The organism is Nocardioides marmoriginsengisoli, assembly GCF_003725695.1.
Lineage (GTDB): Bacteria > Actinomycetota > Actinomycetes > Propionibacteriales > Nocardioidaceae > Marmoricola > Marmoricola marmoriginsengisoli.
The window spans coordinates 16,856-34,004 of sequence record NZ_RJSE01000005.1 but is presented as its reverse complement, the minus strand read 5'-3'; the positions used below and the strand labels follow the sequence as shown (position 1 = coordinate 34,004).

21 protein-coding genes are annotated in these 17,149 nt (G+C 71.2%); 18 read left to right on the top strand and 3 right to left on the bottom strand.

The window, feature by feature from the left end; all coding sequences use genetic code 11:
- The 6 genes from EFK50_RS05995 (at position 1) to EFK50_RS05970 (ending at position 4,034) form a co-directional block, all read left to right on the top strand.
- Complete coding sequence (locus EFK50_RS05995) at positions 1–588, top strand: riboflavin synthase (protein ID WP_123226670.1); 588 nt, start codon at positions 1–3, stop codon at positions 586–588.
- Positions 585–1,877 carry a bifunctional 3,4-dihydroxy-2-butanone-4-phosphate synthase/GTP cyclohydrolase II gene (locus EFK50_RS05990; protein ID WP_123226669.1) on the top strand — a complete coding sequence of 431 codons (1,293 nt, stop codon included), beginning with the start codon at positions 585–587 and terminating at the stop codon, positions 1,875–1,877. Before EFK50_RS05995 ends, EFK50_RS05990 begins: the two co-directional genes overlap by 4 nt.
- On the top strand, positions 1,874–2,368 hold the full coding sequence (ribH, locus tag EFK50_RS05985; RefSeq protein ID WP_123226668.1) for a 6,7-dimethyl-8-ribityllumazine synthase: 495 nt from the start codon (positions 1,874–1,876) through the stop codon (positions 2,366–2,368). Before EFK50_RS05990 ends, ribH begins: the two co-directional genes overlap by 4 nt.
- 69 nt (positions 2,369–2,437) lie before the next feature.
- Positions 2,438–2,701 (top strand): phosphoribosyl-ATP diphosphatase, encoded by a 264-nt coding sequence (locus tag EFK50_RS05980; protein ID WP_123226667.1) that lies wholly within the window; start codon positions 2,438–2,440, stop codon positions 2,699–2,701.
- 8 nt (positions 2,702–2,709) lie between these two features.
- Positions 2,710–3,567 carry an ATP phosphoribosyltransferase gene (gene hisG / locus EFK50_RS05975; RefSeq protein ID WP_123226666.1) on the top strand — a complete coding sequence of 286 codons (858 nt, stop codon included), beginning with the start codon at positions 2,710–2,712 and terminating at the stop codon, positions 3,565–3,567.
- Between the two features lie 5 nt (positions 3,568–3,572).
- Positions 3,573–4,034, top strand: coding sequence for a PH domain-containing protein (locus EFK50_RS05970; protein ID WP_123226985.1), 462 nt, complete (start codon positions 3,573–3,575; stop codon positions 4,032–4,034).
- Positions 4,035–4,049: 15 nt separating this feature from the next.
- On the opposite strand, the gene EFK50_RS05965 is transcribed toward EFK50_RS05970, so the two are convergent.
- Positions 4,050–4,592 (bottom strand): nucleoside/nucleotide kinase family protein, encoded by a 543-nt coding sequence (locus tag EFK50_RS05965; protein ID WP_246004059.1) that lies wholly within the window; start codon positions 4,590–4,592, stop codon positions 4,050–4,052.
- Positions 4,589–5,803 carry an amino acid deaminase/aldolase gene (locus EFK50_RS05960; protein ID WP_246004058.1) on the bottom strand — a complete coding sequence of 405 codons (1,215 nt, stop codon included), beginning with the start codon at positions 5,801–5,803 and terminating at the stop codon, positions 4,589–4,591. The genes EFK50_RS05965 and EFK50_RS05960 overlap by 4 nt, the downstream gene beginning before the upstream one ends.
- A gap of 60 nt (positions 5,804–5,863) precedes the next feature.
- On the opposite strand from EFK50_RS05960, the gene EFK50_RS05955 reads away from it, so the two are divergent.
- The 9 genes from EFK50_RS05955 to pheT all read left to right on the top strand — a co-directional run bounded on the left by EFK50_RS05955 (position 5,864) and on the right by pheT (position 13,674).
- On the top strand, positions 5,864–6,394 hold the full coding sequence (locus tag EFK50_RS05955) for an SseB family protein (protein ID WP_246004057.1): 531 nt from the start codon (positions 5,864–5,866) through the stop codon (positions 6,392–6,394).
- 242 nt (positions 6,395–6,636) lie between these two features.
- Positions 6,637–7,317 carry a translation initiation factor IF-3 gene (gene infC / locus EFK50_RS05950; RefSeq protein WP_221177315.1) on the top strand — a complete coding sequence of 227 codons (681 nt, stop codon included), beginning with the start codon at positions 6,637–6,639 and terminating at the stop codon, positions 7,315–7,317.
- Between the two features lie 16 nt (positions 7,318–7,333).
- Positions 7,334–7,528 (top strand): 50S ribosomal protein L35, encoded by a 195-nt coding sequence (gene rpmI / locus EFK50_RS05945; protein WP_123226664.1) that lies wholly within the window; start codon positions 7,334–7,336, stop codon positions 7,526–7,528.
- Positions 7,529–7,560: 32 nt separating this feature from the next.
- The gene (gene rplT / locus EFK50_RS05940; RefSeq protein WP_123226663.1) at positions 7,561–7,944 is read left to right on the top strand and encodes a 50S ribosomal protein L20; all 384 of its coding nucleotides are present in this window, start codon (positions 7,561–7,563) and stop codon (positions 7,942–7,944) included.
- A 24-nt stretch (positions 7,945–7,968) separates the two neighbouring features.
- Positions 7,969–8,799 (top strand): TrmH family RNA methyltransferase, encoded by an 831-nt coding sequence (locus EFK50_RS05935; protein WP_221177299.1) that lies wholly within the window; start codon positions 7,969–7,971, stop codon positions 8,797–8,799.
- Positions 8,796–8,948: a hypothetical protein gene (locus EFK50_RS22100; protein ID WP_183407701.1), complete on the top strand. Its 153-nt coding sequence runs from the start codon at positions 8,796–8,798 to the stop codon at positions 8,946–8,948. Before EFK50_RS05935 ends, EFK50_RS22100 begins: the two co-directional genes overlap by 4 nt.
- Before the next feature lie 32 nt (positions 8,949–8,980).
- Complete coding sequence (locus EFK50_RS05930) at positions 8,981–10,009, top strand: sensor histidine kinase (protein ID WP_123226662.1); 1,029 nt, start codon at positions 8,981–8,983, stop codon at positions 10,007–10,009.
- Positions 10,010–10,079: 70 nt separating this feature from the next.
- The gene (pheS, locus tag EFK50_RS05925; RefSeq protein WP_123226661.1) at positions 10,080–11,192 is read left to right on the top strand and encodes a phenylalanine--tRNA ligase subunit alpha; all 1,113 of its coding nucleotides are present in this window, start codon (positions 10,080–10,082) and stop codon (positions 11,190–11,192) included.
- A 1-nt stretch (position 11,193) separates the two neighbouring features.
- Positions 11,194–13,674, top strand: a complete 2,481-nt coding sequence (gene pheT / locus EFK50_RS05920) for a phenylalanine--tRNA ligase subunit beta (protein WP_123226660.1) — start codon at positions 11,194–11,196, stop codon at positions 13,672–13,674.
- A gap of 3 nt (positions 13,675–13,677) precedes the next feature.
- Here the strand turns inward: pheT and EFK50_RS05915 are convergent, their stop codons facing one another.
- A complete protein-coding gene (locus EFK50_RS05915) occupies positions 13,678–14,367 on the bottom strand; it encodes a sortase family protein (protein ID WP_148046068.1) in 690 nt (229 codons plus the stop codon).
- A gap of 156 nt (positions 14,368–14,523) precedes the next feature.
- Here EFK50_RS05915 and argC point away from each other — a divergent pair, with 156 nt between their 5' ends.
- Genes argC through argJ form a run of 3 tightly spaced genes read left to right on the top strand, consistent with a single transcriptional unit; the run spans position 14,524 to position 17,147 of the window.
- The gene (argC, locus tag EFK50_RS05910; RefSeq protein ID WP_123226658.1) at positions 14,524–15,564 is read left to right on the top strand and encodes an N-acetyl-gamma-glutamyl-phosphate reductase; all 1,041 of its coding nucleotides are present in this window, start codon (positions 14,524–14,526) and stop codon (positions 15,562–15,564) included.
- A complete protein-coding gene (locus EFK50_RS05905) occupies positions 15,561–15,971 on the top strand; it encodes an ACT domain-containing protein (RefSeq protein WP_123226657.1) in 411 nt (136 codons plus the stop codon). Before argC ends, EFK50_RS05905 begins: the two co-directional genes overlap by 4 nt.
- Positions 15,972–15,995: 24 nt before the next feature.
- Positions 15,996–17,147, top strand: coding sequence for a bifunctional glutamate N-acetyltransferase/amino-acid acetyltransferase ArgJ (gene argJ, locus EFK50_RS05900; RefSeq protein WP_123226656.1), 1,152 nt, complete (start codon positions 15,996–15,998; stop codon positions 17,145–17,147).
- Positions 17,148–17,149 lie beyond the last annotated feature (2 nt).

The window sequence follows — 17,149 nt, the reverse complement described above, 5'->3', positions numbered from 1 at the left end:
ATGTTCACCGGCATCGTCGAAGAGCTCGGACAGGTCGCGGGCATCGAACCGCTCCACGAGGCTGTCCGCCTCTCCGTCAAGGGACCCGTGGTCGCGGGCGACGCCCGCCCGGGCGACTCCATCGCGGTCAACGGCGTCTGCCTCACCGTGGTGACGAACAAGAAGGGCGTCTTCACCGCCGACGTGATGCTGCAGACGCTGGCCAACACCTCGCTCGGCGCCCTCAAGGTCGGCACCCGGGTGAACCTGGAGCGGGCCGTCACTCCGGCGACCAGGCTCGGCGGCCACATCGTCCAGGGTCACGTCGACGGCTCCGGAGAGATCCTCTCCCGCACCCCGAGCGAGCACTGGGAGCTGGTCCGGATCTCGCTGCCCTTCGAGCTCAACCGGTACCTGGTCGACAAGGGCTCGATCACCGTGGACGGGATCAGCCTGACCGTGGCCGACGTGGAGGCGGAGTCGTTCACCGTCAGCCTCATCCCCGAGACCCTCGCCCGGACCACCCTGGGCTTCAAGCAACCCGGCGATCCGGTCAACCTCGAGGTTGACGTGATCGCGAAGTACGTCGAGAAGATGGTGAAGCAATGAGCGCGAAAGACCCGAACAACCGCGGTCCGGTCCGGCTGGACCCGATCGAGGAGGCGATCGCCGACATCGCCGCCGGCAAGGCGGTGGTGGTCGTCGACGACGAGGACCGCGAGAACGAGGGCGACCTCATCTTCGCCGCCTCCAAGGCGACCCCGGAGCTGATGGCGTTCACGATCAGGCACTCCAGCGGCGTGATCTGCGTGCCGATGCCCGCCGACATGCTGGACCGGCTCGAGATCCCGCTGATGACCCCGCACAACAAGGACAAGCTGCGGACCGCCTACACGATCTCGGTCGACGCCCGCGACGGCGTCTCCACCGGCATCTCCGCCGCTGACCGGGCGCACACCGCCCGGGTGCTGGCGGACTCGGCGACCGAGCCTTGGGAGATCACCCGGCCCGGCCACGTCTTCCCGCTGCGCTACCGCGAAGGGGGAGTCCTGGTCCGCCGCGGCCACACCGAGGCGGCCGTCGACCTGGCGAAGATGGCCGGTCTGACCCCGGCCGGCGTCCTGGTGGAGGTCGTCAACGACGACGGCACCATGAAGCGCGGCCCGGAGCTCCGTGAGTTCGCCGACGAGCACGGCCTCAAGATGATCTCGATCGAGCAGATGGTGCACTACCGCCGCAAGAACGAGACCCACGTCGAGCGCGTCGCCGAGACCCGGCTGCCGACGGCGCACGGCGACTTCACCGCGTTCGGCTACCGGATCACCGTCGACGGCTCCGAGCACATCGCCCTCGTGTACGGCGACCCGGGGGCGCTGCGCACCGGGGAGCCGGTGCTGGCCCGGGTGCACAGCGAGTGCCTGACCGGGGACGTCTTCGGGTCGTCCCGGTGCGACTGCGGTCCCCAGCTCGACGAGGCGCTCGAGCGGATCGCCCAGGAGGGTCGCGGCGTGGTGATCTACCTGCGCGGCCACGAGGGCCGGGGGATCGGCCTGCTCGCCAAGCTGCAGGCCTACCAGCTGCAGGACGGCGGCCGCGACACCGTCGATGCCAACCTCGACCTCGGCCTGCCCGCGGACGCCCGGCACTACGGCGCGGCGACGCAGATCCTGCGCGACCTGGGCGTCGGCTCGGTCCGGCTGCTCACGAACAACCCGGACAAGACGGACAGCCTGGCGTCGTACGGGATCCCGGTCGCCGAGCAGGTCGGGCTCACACCGCGGCCGAACGACCACAACATCGCCTACCTTCGGACCAAGCGCGACCGGATGGGGCACGACCTGCCCGGCCTCGCCACCGATCAGGCCCCGCACGCCGAGACCACAGGAGCGACCTCATGAGCGGTGACGGCACCCCGGCTGACCGGCCCTTCGACTGCCACGACCTCCGGGTCGCCGTCGTCGCGGCGAGCTGGCACGAGAAGGTGATGAACGGGCTGCTGGAGAGCACCCTGGACGCTCTGAAGAAGCACCAGGTCGAGTCTCCCGTAGTGGTCCGCGTCCCGGGCTCGTTCGAGCTCCCGGTGGTGGCCGACGCGCTCGCCCGGCAGGGCTTCGACGCGGTGATCGCGCTCGGCGTGATCATCCGCGGCGGCACCCCGCACTTCGAGTTCGTCTCCACCGCCGCCACCGACGGCCTGAACCGGGTCGCGCTGGACCACGGCGTCCCGATCGGCTTCGGGCTGCTCACCTGCGACGACGAGGAGCAGGCGCTGGATCGCGCCGGCCTGGAGGGCTCGCGGGAGGACAAGGGGTACGAGGCGACCAGCGCCGCGCTGCAGACCGCGGTCACGCTGCGCAAGATCCGGCGCCGCGAGCATCTCGGGAACTGAGGACCCGGTCGTCGAGCTTGTCGAGACGCGGTGGGAAACCGATCGACAGCGACCACTAGGCTGGACCCCGTGAAGACGTTCGAGGAGTTGTGGGCCGAGCTCAGCGAGAAGGCTGAGACGCGTCCGGAGGGCTCCGGCACCGTGGCGGCCCTGGACGCCGGTGTGCACCAGATCGGCAAGAAGCTGGTCGAGGAGGCCGCCGAGTCCTGGATGGCCGCCGAGCACGAGGGCCATGAGCGGGCGGCCGAGGAGATCAGCCAGCTGCTCTACCACGCGCAGGTGCTGATGCTCGCCGCCGGAATCTCGCTCGACGACGTCTACGCACACCTCTAGGAAGTCTCATGACGAACGGCAATCTTCTGAGGATCGCCCTGCCCAACAAGGGCGCCCTCTCCACCGCTGCCTCCGAGATGCTCCGTGAAGCCGGCTACCGCCAGCGCACGGACTCCAAGGAGCTGAGCCTGCTCGACACCGCGAACGGTGTGGAGTTCTTCTACCTCCGCCCCCGCGACATCGCCCTGTACGTCGGCGAGGGCACCCTCGACATCGGCATCACCGGGCGCGACCTGCTGCTCGACTCGGGCTCGGTCGCCGAGGAGTCCATGCAGCTCGGCTTCGGCCGCTCGAAGTTCCGGTTCGCCGCCCGGCCCGGCGTGCTCGAATCCCTCGCCGAGCTGCGTGGCAAGCGGATCGCCACCTCGTACGTCGGTGTGGTGCAGCGCTACCTAGACGAGCAGCGGATCGAAGCGAGCGTCGTCCACCTCGACGGCGCCGTCGAGACCAGCATCCAGCTCGGCGTCGCCGACGTGATCGCCGACGTCGTCGAGACCGGCAGCACCCTGAAGCAGGCCGGGCTGGTGATCGTCGGCGACGTGATCATGGAGTCCGAAGCGGTCCTGATCACCCGGGCCGGTGCCGAGCCGGAGGGACTGACCGCGTTCAAGCGGCGCCTCGAGGGCGTCCTGGTGGCGCGCTCGTACCTGATGATGGACTACGACATCCCGATGGACCGGGTCGAGGAAGCCGTCAAGCTGACCCCCGGTCTGGAGAGCCCGACGGTCTCGCCGCTTCATCGCGAGGGCTGGGTCGCCGTGCGGTCGATGGTGCCCAGCGACGGTGCGCAGCGGCTGATGGACGATCTCTACGAGCTCGGAGCCCGGGCGATCCTGCTCACCGACATCCACGCCTGCCGGCTGTGACCACGATGACTGCCAAGCCGGTCACCCTGCCGCACACCTGGCGCCCGTTCGGCGCCCGGATGATGGGGACCGCGCTCGGCGTGATGCTGCTGGTGCTCACCCTGGCCGTCTGGATCGCGTTCGGACCGGACGTGCGCGCCCGGTTCACCGTCTTCCAGAAGTCGACGCTGGTCTTCCTCGGCCTGATCGCGCTGGGGGTCTGGTTCGCTCTGATGCGGTCCCGGGTCAGCGTCGACGACCAGGGCGTCACCGTCGTCAACGGCTACCGGACCCGGCACTACGACTGGTCGCAGATCGTCGCCGTGAACCTGCGTCGCGGGGCACCGTGGGCGGGGCTGGACCTCTCCGACGGCACCTCGATCTCCGCGGTCGCGATCCAGTCGTCGGACGGGTCCCGCGCACAGCAGGCGGTCCGGGACCTGCGCCGCCTGGTCGTCGAGAACACGCCGGCTCCGCCGGAAGGCTGATCGGCCTGCGCGGACTCAGGTCCTGAGGACCAGGTCGGCCGCGTCCCGGTCGGCGTCGGTGCGCAGGTACTCCAGCTCGGCCTCGGCCCAGGCGTCCCAGTACGGCGCGAAGGTGTCGCCGTCCCTGGTGAGGGCGCGGGTACGACGCAGCTCGGTCGGCGTCTCCAGCCAGGCGAGGACGGTGCGCCACGGCCGCAGCGACCGGCACCCGGCGCCGACGCCCTCGACGATCACGAGTCCTGGCAGCGGGTCGACGACGACGGTCTCCGCGACCCGGCCGGCGATCCAGTCGTACCGCGGGTAGCTGCCCGGTCGGCCCGCGGCCAGCGGCTCCACCAGCGCGGCGAGCAGGTCCGGGAGGCGGGGGAGACCGCCCCAGCCCGGCAGGAGGTCGTCGGTGTGCACGACGGTGATCCCGCCCGAGGCCGCCGAGAGCTCGGCGGCCAGGGTGCTCTTGCCGGTCCCGGCCCGGCCGTCGATGCAGAGGATCTGCCGTGCGCTGGGATCGTCGCCGGCCCGCAGGTCCAGGAGCCGGCCGATCTCCGCGGCGCTGCTCACCAGGAGCAGCCGAACCCGCGGTAGGAGCGGACCGTCTCGACCACGGAATCACCGCTGACCAGGTGCACCAGGTTGGTGTGCTCGGCGAGCTCGCCGGACTTCGCGTGCCGGAACCAGACCCAGTCGCCGATCTCCAGCGCCGCGACGCCGGGTCCGGTGAGCGGGGACTGGACCTCGCCGGCACCCTCGAGTCCGGTCAGGTGCAGCCCGGCCGGAGCCCAGGGGAGCGGCGCGCGGTCCTTCCCGGCCGGTCCGCTCGCGATGAACCCGCCGCCAGCCGCCGTGACGATGCCCTCGGACGGCTTCCGGACGACCGGAACCCCGTAGAAGGCCGCCGGACGGGGCCGGAAGCTCTGGTAGTGGTCGAAGAGCGTGGGCACCAGCAGCCCGGAACCGGCAGCGATCTCGGTCACCGCGCGGTCGGCGGCGGTGGCCTCGACGCTGCCCGATCCGCCGCCGTTCCAGAACTCCAGCTCGACCAGCTCGGCGAGCGCCGACGCGATCTGGCTGCGGCGCTCGGCCAGCTGGGCCATCGAGGCCGACTTCAACCGCCGTACGACGAGCGACTTGGCGCGCTGGGTCGGCACCGCGTCCTGGACGCCCGCGACCTGGCCCTCGTAGGTCATCACGCCGACCAACTCGAAACCGGGCCGGGCGATCACCGCGCGGGCGAAACCGAGGACGTCGGCACTGTCGTGCAGCGGGGACCGCTTCGGTCCTACGTGCGAGCGCCCGAGCCGCAGCCCGGCGTCGATGTCCAGGGCGACCCGGACCGGGACGCTGGTGCCCGGTTCCCGGCAGCCGTCGATCAGGTCGAGGTGGGCGACGTTGTCGACCATCAGGGTGATCGAAGCGCGTGCCTTCTCGTCGGCGAGCAGGCGTCGGAGGCCGCCGCGGTCCACGGTCGGGTACGCGAGCACGACGTCGGTGCTGATGCCCTGCTCGACGAGCCAGAGACCTTCGCGCAGCGTGTAGCCCAGGACCCCGGCGAACCCGTCGCGGGCGAGCGCCCGGGTCAGCAGCGCCGGCACCCGCAACGACTTGGAGGCGACCCGGATCGGGGTGCCGCCGGCCCGGCGTACCAGGTCGTCGGCGTTGGCGTCGAAGGCGTCGAGGTCGACCACCACCATCGGGGTGACCGGGTCGGCGAGTGCGTTCACGGCCCCGGAGAGCCGGCGGGCCAGAGAATTGCGGGCAGTGGAGTCGTTCACACCGGCCAGCCTACGGAGCCGGGCTGCGGAGCGGGGAGCAGGTTTGGGATGATGGTCGGCGTGGCGCTGGAACGAGTGATCCCCGATCCCGGCTTCGCCGACGACGACGGCCGTGCCGACCCCGCCGTCACCGCGGCGCTGGCCGCCTACGACGCCGACCCGCACGGACGAAACGCGCCGACGCTGGCAACGCTCCAGGACACCAGGGTGCTGGTGCCGGTGCTGGCCGTCCTCGGCGAGGTCGAGTACGACGAGAACGGACTCGCCCACGACAAGACCAGCGACATGGCCACCGTGCTGATCACCGGCCAGGACGGCCGCACGGCGCTGCTCGCGTTCACCTCCCAGGAAGCCCTGACCACCTGGAACCCCGAGGCGCGCCCGGTGGCGGTGAGCCTGCGGAAGGCGGCGCTCTCGGCGATCCAGGACGGTGCCGACGCACTCCTGGTCGACGTCGCCGGCCCGGTGCTCTTCCCGATCGAGGGCGACGACCTGCGGGCGCTCGGCGAGGACCTGCTGCTGGTCCGCGTGGGCGAGGGCTGGGGCTGGGCCCAAGCGGTCGAGCGGCCCGATGTGACCCAGGAGCGATAAGCCTGTACCCTGGTTGACGACCGATCGGACGTCCCGGATCACTCCAGGGCGCCCGATCCGACAAAGTGGAGGCCTCCTCCCACCCGCACCGACCGCAGCACGATCAGGTCGTCGGGTCAGGTCCAGCGGTTCGATGGATGCATCGGGCCCGCTGTCCCAGGGGCTTCCGCGTCGGTGCGGGAGCCCTTTCGTCATGACGGGCCGCCCTCCGGTCGACCAGGTAACACGACCCAGGAGGACACATCAGCACTGAGCTGCGCATCAACGATCGGATCCGGGTTCCCGAGGTCCGTCTCGTGGGACCCAACGGGGAGACCGTTGGCATCGTGCCGACCGACCAGGCGCTCAAGCTTGCCCAGGAAGCGGACCTCGACCTCGTCGAGATCGCGCCCCAGGGCCGGCCGCCGGTCTGCAAGCTCATGGACTACGGCAAGTTCAAGTACGAGAACGCGCAAAAGGCCCGTGAAGCCCGTCGCAACCAGACGAACGTCGTCATCAAAGAGATGAAGCTGCGCCCCAAGATCGACGCGCACGACTACGAGACCAAGAAGGGTCACGTCGTGCGCTTCCTGCGCCAGGGCGACAAGGTCAAGATCACGATCATGTTCCGCGGCCGCGAGCAGCACCGTCCCGAGCTCGGGTACCGGTTGCTGCAGAAGCTGGCGGAGGAGGTCACCGAGCTGGGCTTCGTCGAGTCGTCGCCCAAGCAGGACGGCCGCAACATGACGATGGTGATCGGCCCGCACAAGAAGAAGGCGGAGGCGAAGGCCGAGGTCAAGGCCGAGAAGGTCGAGGCCGCCGCCGAGAAGGCAGCCGAGCAGGCCGAGATCGAGGCCGAGATCAAGGCCTCGCACACCGGACCCGCCGCGCAGAAGAAGGAACGCAAGCGTTCAGAGAACCTCGATCCCGAGATCGAAGCCTGAGAGAAGGAAAGTACAGATGCCGAAGAACAAGACGCACTCCGGAGCCAGCAAGCGCTTCCGGGTGACCGGTTCGGGCAAGATCCGCCGCCAGAAGGCCGGTCTGCGCCACAACCTGGAGAAGCAGTCTGCCGGCGTGAAGCGCCGCCTGTCCGGGACGACCGAGGTCGCCAAGGCCGACGTCCCCCGCGCCAAGAAGCTGCTCGGTCTCTGAGTCACCCGAAATTTCTGAAGGAGTAACACAAGATGGCACGCGTTAAGCGGGCGGTAAACGCCCAGAAGAAGCGTCGGGTTGTTCTCGAGCGCGCCTCCGGCTACCGGGGTCAGCGTTCGCGCCTGTACCGCAAGGCCAAGGAGCAGGTCACCCACTCCCTGGTCTACAGCTACAACGACCGCCGCAAGCGCAAGGGCGACTTCCGCAAGCTCTGGATCCAGCGGATCAACGCCGGTGTGCGCGAGCAGGGTCTGACCTACAACCGGTTCATCCAGGGCCTGAACCTGGCCGGTGTCGAGGTCGACCGCAAGATCATCGCCGACCTGGCCGTCAACGACCACGCCGCGTTCGTCGCGCTGGTCGACGTCGCCAAGGCGGCGCTGCCGGCGGACGTGAACGCCCCGGTCAACGCCTGATCGACGCAACACCTCTCTGACGACGTGGCGAGCTTCCCGACCGACCTCTCCGACGCTGTTCTGCTCACCAGCAGCAGCGGCCGGGTGAAGGCGGCCAGGAAGCTCGCCCGTCGCAATTCCCGGGCCGAGGTCCGGCTCTTCCTGGCCGAGGGCACCAAGGCCCTGGTCGAGGCGCTGGAGCTGCCCGGCTGCGTCGTCGAGGTCTTCGCCACCGTGGCGGCCACCGCGGCCGAGCCCGAGCTCCGGGCCGCGGTCGAGGAAGCGGGGCTCCCCTGGCAGCCCGCCACCGACGACGCGGTCGCGTCCCTGGCCGGTGCCCAGGCCCCGCAGGGCGTCGTCGCCGTCTGCCGGTACGTCGACCGCCCGGTCGAGGTCGTCCTGACCGGGCGCACCGTGGTGATCTGCGCCGACGTACGGGACCCCGGCAACGCCGGCACCATCATCCGTACGGCGGACGCCGCCGGGGTGGGCGCGGTCGTGCTCGCCGGCAGCAGCGTGGACCCGTACAACGACAAGACCGTCCGGGCGACCGTCGGCTCCCTCTTCCACGTGCCGATCGCTACCGGGATCGACGTGCTGGAGGCGATCGCCACGGCCCAGGCGGCGGGGTACCGGGTGCTCGCCGCCGACGGCTCCGGGGAGACCGACCTGTTCGCCGCCGGCGACCTGCTCGCCGGACCGGTCGCCTGGCTCTTCGGCAACGAGGCGTGGGGCCTGCCCGCCGAGATCGCGGCCGCTGCCGACCACCGGGTCTCGATCCCGATCTACGGCCGGGCCGAGAGCCTGAACCTCGCCACCGCCGCCGCGGTGTGCCTCTATGCATCGGCCCAGGCGCGTGGCACCGTAGGGGAATGACCTCCGACTCGGCATCGCCTGACTACCGAACGCTCCCGGCGCCGGTAGCGCTCGAGGACACCATCGCCGAGGTCGACACCCGCCCGGTTCCCGATCCCGACGGCGGCACCAACCCGGAGACGACGTTCGTCCTGCGCAACGCCGGGTGAGGGCGGACCCGGACGCTCGGTAGCCTCGACTCGTGGACTCCGACGCGCGCGACCTGTGGGATGCGCTGCCTGACGGTGTCGTCGTGGCCGACGGATCCGGGGTGATCCTGCTGGTGAACGCGACTGCGCGCCGGATGCTGGGGGACCAGGCCGCACCGGGCGCCCGGCTGGCCGACGCGCTCACCCTGCAGGACCAGGACGCCGGCGACTGGTTCGCCCAGGTCCGCCCGTACGACGGCATCGGGACCCGGTCCGGCGTCCCCGAGCAGTCCTGGCTGCTGCCGGACGGCACCGAGGTCCTGGTCACCACCCGCCTGGAGCGCAGCGGGCCGAACGTGCCGGTCGAGCGGGTCGCGCTGGTGCTCCGCTCCGGACGCGGCCGGGCGCGCCTCGACCGGGAACGCTCCGACCTGGTGGCGACGGTGGCCCACGAGCTCCGCTCGCCGTTGACCGGGGTGAAGGGATTCGTGACCACGTTGCTGAGCAAGTGGGAGCGGCTCAACGACGACCAGAAGAAGCTGATGCTCAGGACCGTCGCCACCGATTCCGAGCGCTTGTCGCGGCTGATCACCGAGCTGCTCGACGTCGCCCGGATCGACACCGGCCGGCTGCCGCTCTACCCCCGCGAGATGGACGCGATGGCGACGATCGAGCGGGTGGTCGCCTCCGTCCGGGCCAGCACCAGCAGGAGCATCACGATCGTCGCGCCCGGCGGCACGGCTGCTGTCTTCGCGGATCCGGACAAGCTGGTGCAGGTGCTCACCAACCTGGTCGACAACGCGGTCCGACACGGCGAGGGGCCGGTCACCGTGACCGTCGACGACGGTCCGCTGGGCACCCGGTTCACCGTAGACGACCAGGGCTCGGGCATCCCGGAGGCGCTCCGCGCCCGGGTGTTCACCAAGTTCTGGAAGCACGGCACCCGGGGCGGATCCGGGCTGGGGATGTACATCGTCAACGGTCTGGTCCGGGTGCACGGCGGTGAGCTGCGGATCCAGGACGCTCCCGGTGGCGGCGCCCGGATCGTGGTCGACTGGCCCGCCGCGGACCGCCGGAATTGAAACCGGTTCGTCGGGCCGGCGCCGGCCTCTAGACTGCTCCGTTGTCACCCCCGCGTCACGAGAGGCCGTCATGTCAGCGCCCAACAACTCCTTCGATCCCGTGCAGGTCACCCCGCTCGGGGAGGAGCAGGTCTTTGCGATGCGCGACGCGGCGCTGCAGGCGATCGAGGCGGCCGCGGACCTGGACGCTCTCAAGCAGGTCCGGACCGAGCACGCCGGCGACCGCTCGCCGCTCGGTCTCGCCAACCGCGAGATCGGCGCGCTGCCGCCGCAGGCCAAGAAGGACGCCGGGATGCGCGTCGGACAGGTCCGCGGCGCCGTCAACCAGGCCCTGGCCGCCCGCCAGGAGGTGCTGGAGGCCGAGGCCGAGGAGCGGATGCTGCTCACCGAGACCGTCGACGTCACGGTCCCGTGGGACCGGTCGCCGCGCGGGGCCCGGCACCCGATCACGATGATGTCCGAGCGGATCGCGGACATCTTCGTCGCGATGGGCTGGGAGGTCGCCGAGGGCCCGCTGGTCGAGGCCGAGTGGCTGAACTTCGACGCGCTCAACCTGGGCGCCGACCACCCGGCGCGGACGATGCAAGACACCTTCTGGACCGAGCCCGCCGAGAACAACGTGGTGCTGCGCACGCACACCTCGCCGGTGCAGGCGCGCACCATGCTGACCCGGACGCCGCCGATCTACGTGGTCTGCCCGGGCCGGGTCTTCCGCACCGACGAGTACGACGCCACCCACAGCCCGATGTTCCACCAGGTCGAGGGCCTGGTGGTCGACGAGGGCATCACGATGGCGCACCTCAAGGGGTCCCTGGACCACTTCGCCCAGGCCGTCTTCGGCGAGGGCATCACCACCCGCTTCCGGCCGTCGTACTTCCCGTTCACCGAGCCGAGCGCCGAGGTCGACCTGATCTGCTTCGTCTGCCGGGGGAGCGGCCTGGCCGAGTCCGGTGAGAGTGCCTGCCGCACCTGCCGCGGCGAGGGCTGGATCGAGTGGGGCGGGTGCGGCGTGGTCAACCCGCGGGTGCTCACCGCCTGCGGCGTCGACCCGGAGCGCTACACCGGCTTCGCGTTTGGGATGGGCATCGACCGCACCCTGATGTTCCGCCACGGAGTCGGCGACCTGCGCTCGTTCTTCGAGGGCGACGTCCGCTTCTCCCGCGCCTTCGGAACGGAGATCTGACATGAAAGCCCCCGTTTCCTGGATCCGCGAGTACGTCGACCTGCCTGCCGCAGCGACCACCGACGAGCTCGCCGCCCGGCTGACCGCGCTCGGACTCAAGCTCGAGGCGCTGGAGCGCCCGGGTGCCGACATCACCGGCCCGCTGGTGATCGGCCGCGTCCTCACGATGGACCCCGAGCCGCAGAAGAACGGCAAGACGATCAACTGGTGCACCGTAGACGTCGCGGACGCCAACGGCACCGGCGAGCCCCAGGGGATCGTCTGCGGCGCGCACAACTTCGCGCCCGGCGACCTGGTCGTAGTGGTCCTGCCCGGCGGCGTCCTGCCCGGTGGCTTCGAGATCTCCGAGCGGAAGACCTACGGGCACCTCTCCGCCGGGATGATCTGCTCGTCGGCCGAGCTCGGCCTCGGCGACGACGGCGCGCACGGCATCATCGTGCTGCCCCCGGACGCCGGCAAGCCCGGCGACGAGGTCCGTGAGCTGCTGCACCTCGACGACGAGGTGATCGAGTTCGAGATCAACCCGGACCGCGCCTACGCGCTCTCGTTGCGAGGTGTCGCTCGTGAGGCGGCGCTGGCCTTCGAGGCGCCGTACGCGGACCCCGCCCTGCGGGAGACACCGGCGCCGAACGACCAGGGCTACCCGGTCGTCGTCGACGACCCCGCGGGCTGCCCGGTCTTCGTGGCACGGACGGTGTCCGGCTTCGACCCGGCCGCGCCCACGCCGCGGTGGATGGCGCGGCGGATCCAGCTGGCCGGGATGCGGCCGATCTCGCTGGCCGTCGACGTCACCAACTACGTGATGCTCGAGCTCGGTCACCCGATCCACGGGTACGACGCCGACAAGCTGGCCGGACCGATCCGGGTGCGGCGTGCCACCGAAGGCGAGCGGCTGACCACCCTCGACGGGGCGGAGCGAACGCTCGCGTCCGAGGACCTGGTCGTCACCGACGACACCGGGCCGATCGGCCTGGGCGGGGTGATGGGCGGGTCCACCACCGAGATGTCGGAGACGACGACCCGGATCCTGGTCGAGGTCGCGTCCTGGAACCCGACCTCGATGTTCCGCACCGGCAAGCGCCACAAGCTCACCTCGGAGGCCGGCAAGCGCAACGAGCGCGGCGTCGACCCGACGATTCCCGAGGCGGCCGCTGACCGTGTCGTGGAGCTCCTGGTGGCGCACGGAGGCGGCACTGCCGAGCCCGGCGTGACCAAGATCGGCGTCGCGCCCGAGCAGCCGACCGTGACCATGGAGGCCGGCCTGCCGGCCCGGATCACCGGGATGGAGATCCCGGCCGAGACCGTCGTCGACAACCTGCTGGCCGTCGGCTGCGAGGTCACCGGCACCGACCGGCTGACCGTGGTCCCGCCGCCGTGGCGCCCGGACATCACCGACCCGTTCGACCTCGTCGAGGAGGTCGCCCGGATCGTCGGCTACGACAACGTCCCCTCGGTGCTGCCACCGGCACCGGCCGGACGCGGCCTGACCCAGGAGCAGCTGTTCCGCCGCCGGGTCGGTCGCACCCTGGCCGGAGCCGGCTTCGTGGAGGTGCTGACCTTCCCGTTCCTCGGCGAGACCGCCTTCGACACCCTGGGCCTGCCGGCGGACGATGCCCGTCGTACGGCGCTGCGGCTGGCGAACCCGCTCTCGGCCGAGGCTCCGCTGATGGCCACCACCCTGCTGCCGGGGGCGCTGGAGGCGCTCGCCCGCAACCTGGGTCGCGGGAACGGCGACCTGGCGCTGTTCGAGGCGGCCACGGTCACGCTTCCGCGGGTCGGCGCCGTCGCCCCGATCCTGCCGGTCGACCGTCGTCCGACGCCGAGCGAGTGGGACGAGCTGAACGAAGCCCTCCCGGACCAGCCGCTGCACCTGGCGCTCGCCCTCACCGGGGACCGGGACACGGCCGGCTGGTGGGGGCCCGGCCGCAAGGCCGAGTGGGCCGACGCGGTCGAGGCGGTCCGCGAGGTCGCCGCTGCCCTGGGCATCGAGGTGACCGTCCGTGCCGGCGACCAGGCACCGTGGCACCCCGGACGCTGTGCCGAGCTCTTCCTGGGCGACCTCAGCATCGGGTACGCCGGAGAGCTGCACCCGCGGGTCTGCAAGGCAGCCGGGGTACCGGAGCGCACCGCCGTGGCAGAGGTCAACCTGTCGACGCTGCTCGCGCACGCAGTTGCGGTCGTCCCCGGACCGGAGTTCTCGACGTTCCCGGTCGCGAAGGAGGACGTCGCGCTGCTGCTGCCCGTCGAGGTTCCGGCTGAGGACGTCGCGCAGACCTTGCGGGAGGGCGCGGGTGCGCTCTGCGAGTCGGTCCGGCTCTTCGACATCTACACCGGCGAGCAGGTTCAGGCCGGACACCGGTCGCTGGCGTTCGCACTCCGGTTCCGGGCCCCCGACCGCACCCTGACCGAGGCCGAGACCGGCGAGGCCCGCGGTGCCGCGGTGGCGCTGGCGGCCGAGCGGCACGGCGCCGTGCAGCGCTGAACCCTAGCGGCGAGCGGCGCCGGTCAGGTCCGCAGTGACGACCACGGCCTGGCCGGTGAGGTTCTGCGCGTTGTCGTAACGCACCCCGATCAGGATCAGCCGGCCGGGCGTCTTCGCCGCGATCCCGGCGTTGCGGGCCAGTCCGGACGCGGCGCGGGTCCCGACGGTCCGCACGGTGTAGGTCAGGTCGCCGTTGTCGGTCCTGATCACGATCTTCGCGCCGACCTTGATGCGGGGCAGGGTGTCGAACGCGCTGACTCCGCGGGAGTTCGTCTTGCCGATCACGTAGACCGTGTCGGTCGCCGGATTGCCGGGCGTGCCGCGGGAGCCCCAGCGGGCGGCTTCGGCGGTCGACGCCGCCCGGAAGGTGCCGTTGCGGGGTTCGACGGAATTGTCGAAGCCGACGTCGAGCAGTCCCGCCGAGAGCAGCCGGCGGGGCGGGTCCGGAGCCACCCGGGGGAGACCCGCGGTGTTGATGCGTGCGGTCCTGGTCGGGGTCGCAGCCGGCGTGGACGGCGTACTGGTCGGGGTGCCGGACGGTGTGCTGGACGGGGTGCCGACGGACGGGATCGGCAGCTCGGTCCGCGGAGTCCTGGCCCCGGCAGGGTCGTCGTCGAGGAGGCGCTGCACGCTGAAGACCAGGGCCGGCACCAGGGCGACGACGACGGCGATCAGCACCGCACGCCGGGACACGCGCGAAGACTGCTGGGGGCGCGGTGCGCGGTGGCTGCCTGCCAACTCTGATGTCCTGTGGTCGCCGGTGCGGGTGCGGCGAAGTTTAGTGTCCCCTTGGTCGGAGGCCGTTCCCGGACACCCGTCTCGCGGAAACATGCATGCTTATGTATAGTCATGCATATGAGTTCGATCAAGGTCGCCGTCGCCGGCGCCAGCGGGTACGCGGGCGGGGAAGTCTTGCGTCTGCTGCTGGGCCACCCCGGGGTGCAGATCGGCGCCGTGACCGCCGGCGCGAACGCAGGGGAGTCCCTCGGGTCACTCCAGCCCCACCTGGTCCCGCTTGCCGACCGGATCCTCGAGGAGACTACGACCGAGGTCCTCGCCGGCCACGACGTCGTCTTCCTGGCGCTGCCGCACGGCCAGTCCGCGCAGTACGCGGCCGAGCTCGGCGACGACGTGGTGATCATCGACTGCGGTGCCGACTACCGGCTCACCGACGCGGCGGTCTGGGAGAAGTTCTACGGCACCCCGCACGCGGGATCCTGGCCGTACGGCCTCCCGGAGCTCCCCGGGAACCGGGCAGCGTTGACCGGCGCCCGGCGGATCGCCGTCCCCGGCTGCTACCCGACGGTCTCCTCGCTCGCCCTGGCACCGGCGATCGCGGCCGGTCTGGCGGACCCCGGCGACCTGGTGGTCGTCGCCGCGTCCGGCACCAGCGGCGCCGGCAAGGCCGCGAAGACGCACCTGCTCGGCAGCGAGGTGATGGGCAGCGTCTCGGCGTACGGGGTCGGCGGCGTCCACCGGCACGGACCGGAGATCGTCCAGAACCTCTCCCGGCTCACCGACGAGGTCGTCCGGGTCAGCTTCACCCCGCTGCTGGTGCCGATGCCGCGGGGCATCCTGGCGACCTGCACCGCTCCGGTGGTCGACGGCACCACGCTCGACGACCTCCGGGCCGCCTACGAGAAGGCGTACGCCGAGGAGCCGTTCGTGCACCTGCTGCCCGCCGGTCAGTGGCCGGCTACCAAGGCGGTCCACGGCTCGAACAGCGTGCACCTGCAGGTGGCGCTGGACGAGGCCGCGCAGCGGGTGGTCGTCATCGGTGCGGTCGACAACCTCGCCAAGGGCACCGCCGGCGCGGCGGTGCAGTGCATGAACCTGGCGCTCGGGCTCCCCGAGGCCACCGGCCTCTCGACCGTAGGAGTGGCGCCATGAGCGAGACCCCGCAGACCTTCACGCTCCACCAGTACCCGGAGAAGCTGATCGTGGCCTCGCTGCCCGTCGGCGCCGAGATCCCGGAGTGGGCCGAGTCGGCGTCGCTGTTCGCGGTCATCGCGACCGCGACGGAGACCACGCTCGTCTGCGCGGGCCGGTCCGCGCCGAAGAAGGTCCAGAAGGAAGGTCCGTTCACCGCGTTCGCGGTGGCGCAGACGCTGGAGTTCACGATGACCGGCGTGCTGCACGGCCTGCTGGCGCCGCTGGCGGAGGCGGAGATCAGCGTCTTCACCGTCTCGACGTACCCGACCGACTGGATCCTGGTGCCGACGGAGCAGGCCGAGGAGGCGGCCGAGGCCTGGCGACGACGAGGGCACACCGTCACCCTCGCCCCCGTCGTCAAGTAGCACCGATCCGAAAGAGCTGAACCCATGTCTGTCACCCATCCCGCCGGTTTCGTCGCCACCGGTGTCTCCGCCGGCTTGAAGAGCTCCGGCGGCAAGGACCTCGCCCTGGTGGTCAACCAGGGCCCCGCCTTCGACTCCGCCACCGTCTTCACCGCGAACCGGTGCAAGGCCAACCCGGTGCTGTGGAGCCAGGAGGTCGTCAAGGACGGCGTCGTCAAGGCCGTCGTCCTCAACTCCGGCGGTGCGAACTGCTACACCGGTGCCGAGGGCTTCCAGACCACGCACGCCGTGGCCGAGCAGGTCGCTTCCGGCCTGGGGATCGGTGCGATCGACGTGGTCGTCTGCTCGACCGGGCTGATCGGCCTGGCCAATCCGCGGCAGAACCTCCTCGACGGGGTCGACGCCTGCGTCGCCGCTCTCAGCGCGGACGGCGGAGCGGACGCTGCCCAGGCGATCATGACCACCGACACCGTCGCCAAGCAGGTTCTTGTCGAGGGGGCCGGCTGGAGCATCGGCGGGATGGCGAAGGGCGCCGGCATGCTGGCGCCCCAGCTGGCCACCATGCTCGTGGTGATCACCACCGATGCCGTCGTACCGGCGGCGGAGCTGGACGCGGCGCTGCGGGCCGCCACCCGGGTCACCTTCGACCGGCTCGACTCCGACGGCTGCATGTCGACCAACGACACCGTCACGGTGATGGCCAGCGGCGCCAGCGGGATCACGCCGACCGCGGCCGACTTCACGCACGCGCTGACCCAGGTCTGCACCGACCTGGCGATGCAGCTGCTCAAGGACGCCGAGGGCGCCGACCACGAGATCGCGATCACCGTGCTCAACGCGGCCTCCGAGGACGACGCCGTCGAGGTCGGCCGGAGCGTGGCGCGGAGCAACCTCTTCAAGGCGGCCGTCTTCGGCAAGGACCCCAACTGGGGCCGGGTGCTGGCCAGCGTCGGCACCACCGCGGCGGCGTTCGACCCGGCCGACCTGGACGTGGCGATGAACGGCGTCTGGGTCTGCCGGAAGTCCACCCCGGACGCCGACCCGGCCGGTGTCGACCTGACGGCGCGGGAGGTGTCGGTGACGATCGACCTCAAGGCGGGCACCGAGCGGGCGACGGTCTGGACCAACGACCTGACCCACGCCTACGTGCACGAGAACAGCGCGTACAGCTCATGAGC

Coding starts and splice junctions, on each gene's coding strand:
- rpmI (WP_123226664.1), top strand. CDS start 7,334: ATGCCGAAGAACAAGACGCACTCCGGAGCCAGCAAGCGCTTCCGGGTG.
- ribH (WP_123226668.1), top strand. CDS start 1,874: ATGAGCGGTGACGGCACCCCGGCTGACCGGCCCTTCGACTGCCACGAC.
- EFK50_RS22100 (WP_183407701.1), top strand. CDS start 8,796: ATGACCTCCGACTCGGCATCGCCTGACTACCGAACGCTCCCGGCGCCG.
- EFK50_RS05990 (WP_123226669.1), top strand. CDS start 585: ATGAGCGCGAAAGACCCGAACAACCGCGGTCCGGTCCGGCTGGACCCG.
- argC (WP_123226658.1), top strand. CDS start 14,524: ATGCATATGAGTTCGATCAAGGTCGCCGTCGCCGGCGCCAGCGGGTAC.
- pheT (WP_123226660.1), top strand. CDS start 11,194: ATGAAAGCCCCCGTTTCCTGGATCCGCGAGTACGTCGACCTGCCTGCC.
- pheS (WP_123226661.1), top strand. CDS start 10,080: ATGTCAGCGCCCAACAACTCCTTCGATCCCGTGCAGGTCACCCCGCTC.
- EFK50_RS05905 (WP_123226657.1), top strand. CDS start 15,561: ATGAGCGAGACCCCGCAGACCTTCACGCTCCACCAGTACCCGGAGAAG.
- EFK50_RS05970 (WP_123226985.1), top strand. CDS start 3,573: ATGACTGCCAAGCCGGTCACCCTGCCGCACACCTGGCGCCCGTTCGGC.
- rplT (WP_123226663.1), top strand. CDS start 7,561: ATGGCACGCGTTAAGCGGGCGGTAAACGCCCAGAAGAAGCGTCGGGTT.
- hisG (WP_123226666.1), top strand. CDS start 2,710: ATGACGAACGGCAATCTTCTGAGGATCGCCCTGCCCAACAAGGGCGCC.
- EFK50_RS05995 (WP_123226670.1), top strand. CDS start 1: ATGTTCACCGGCATCGTCGAAGAGCTCGGACAGGTCGCGGGCATCGAA.
- argJ (WP_123226656.1), top strand. CDS start 15,996: ATGTCTGTCACCCATCCCGCCGGTTTCGTCGCCACCGGTGTCTCCGCC.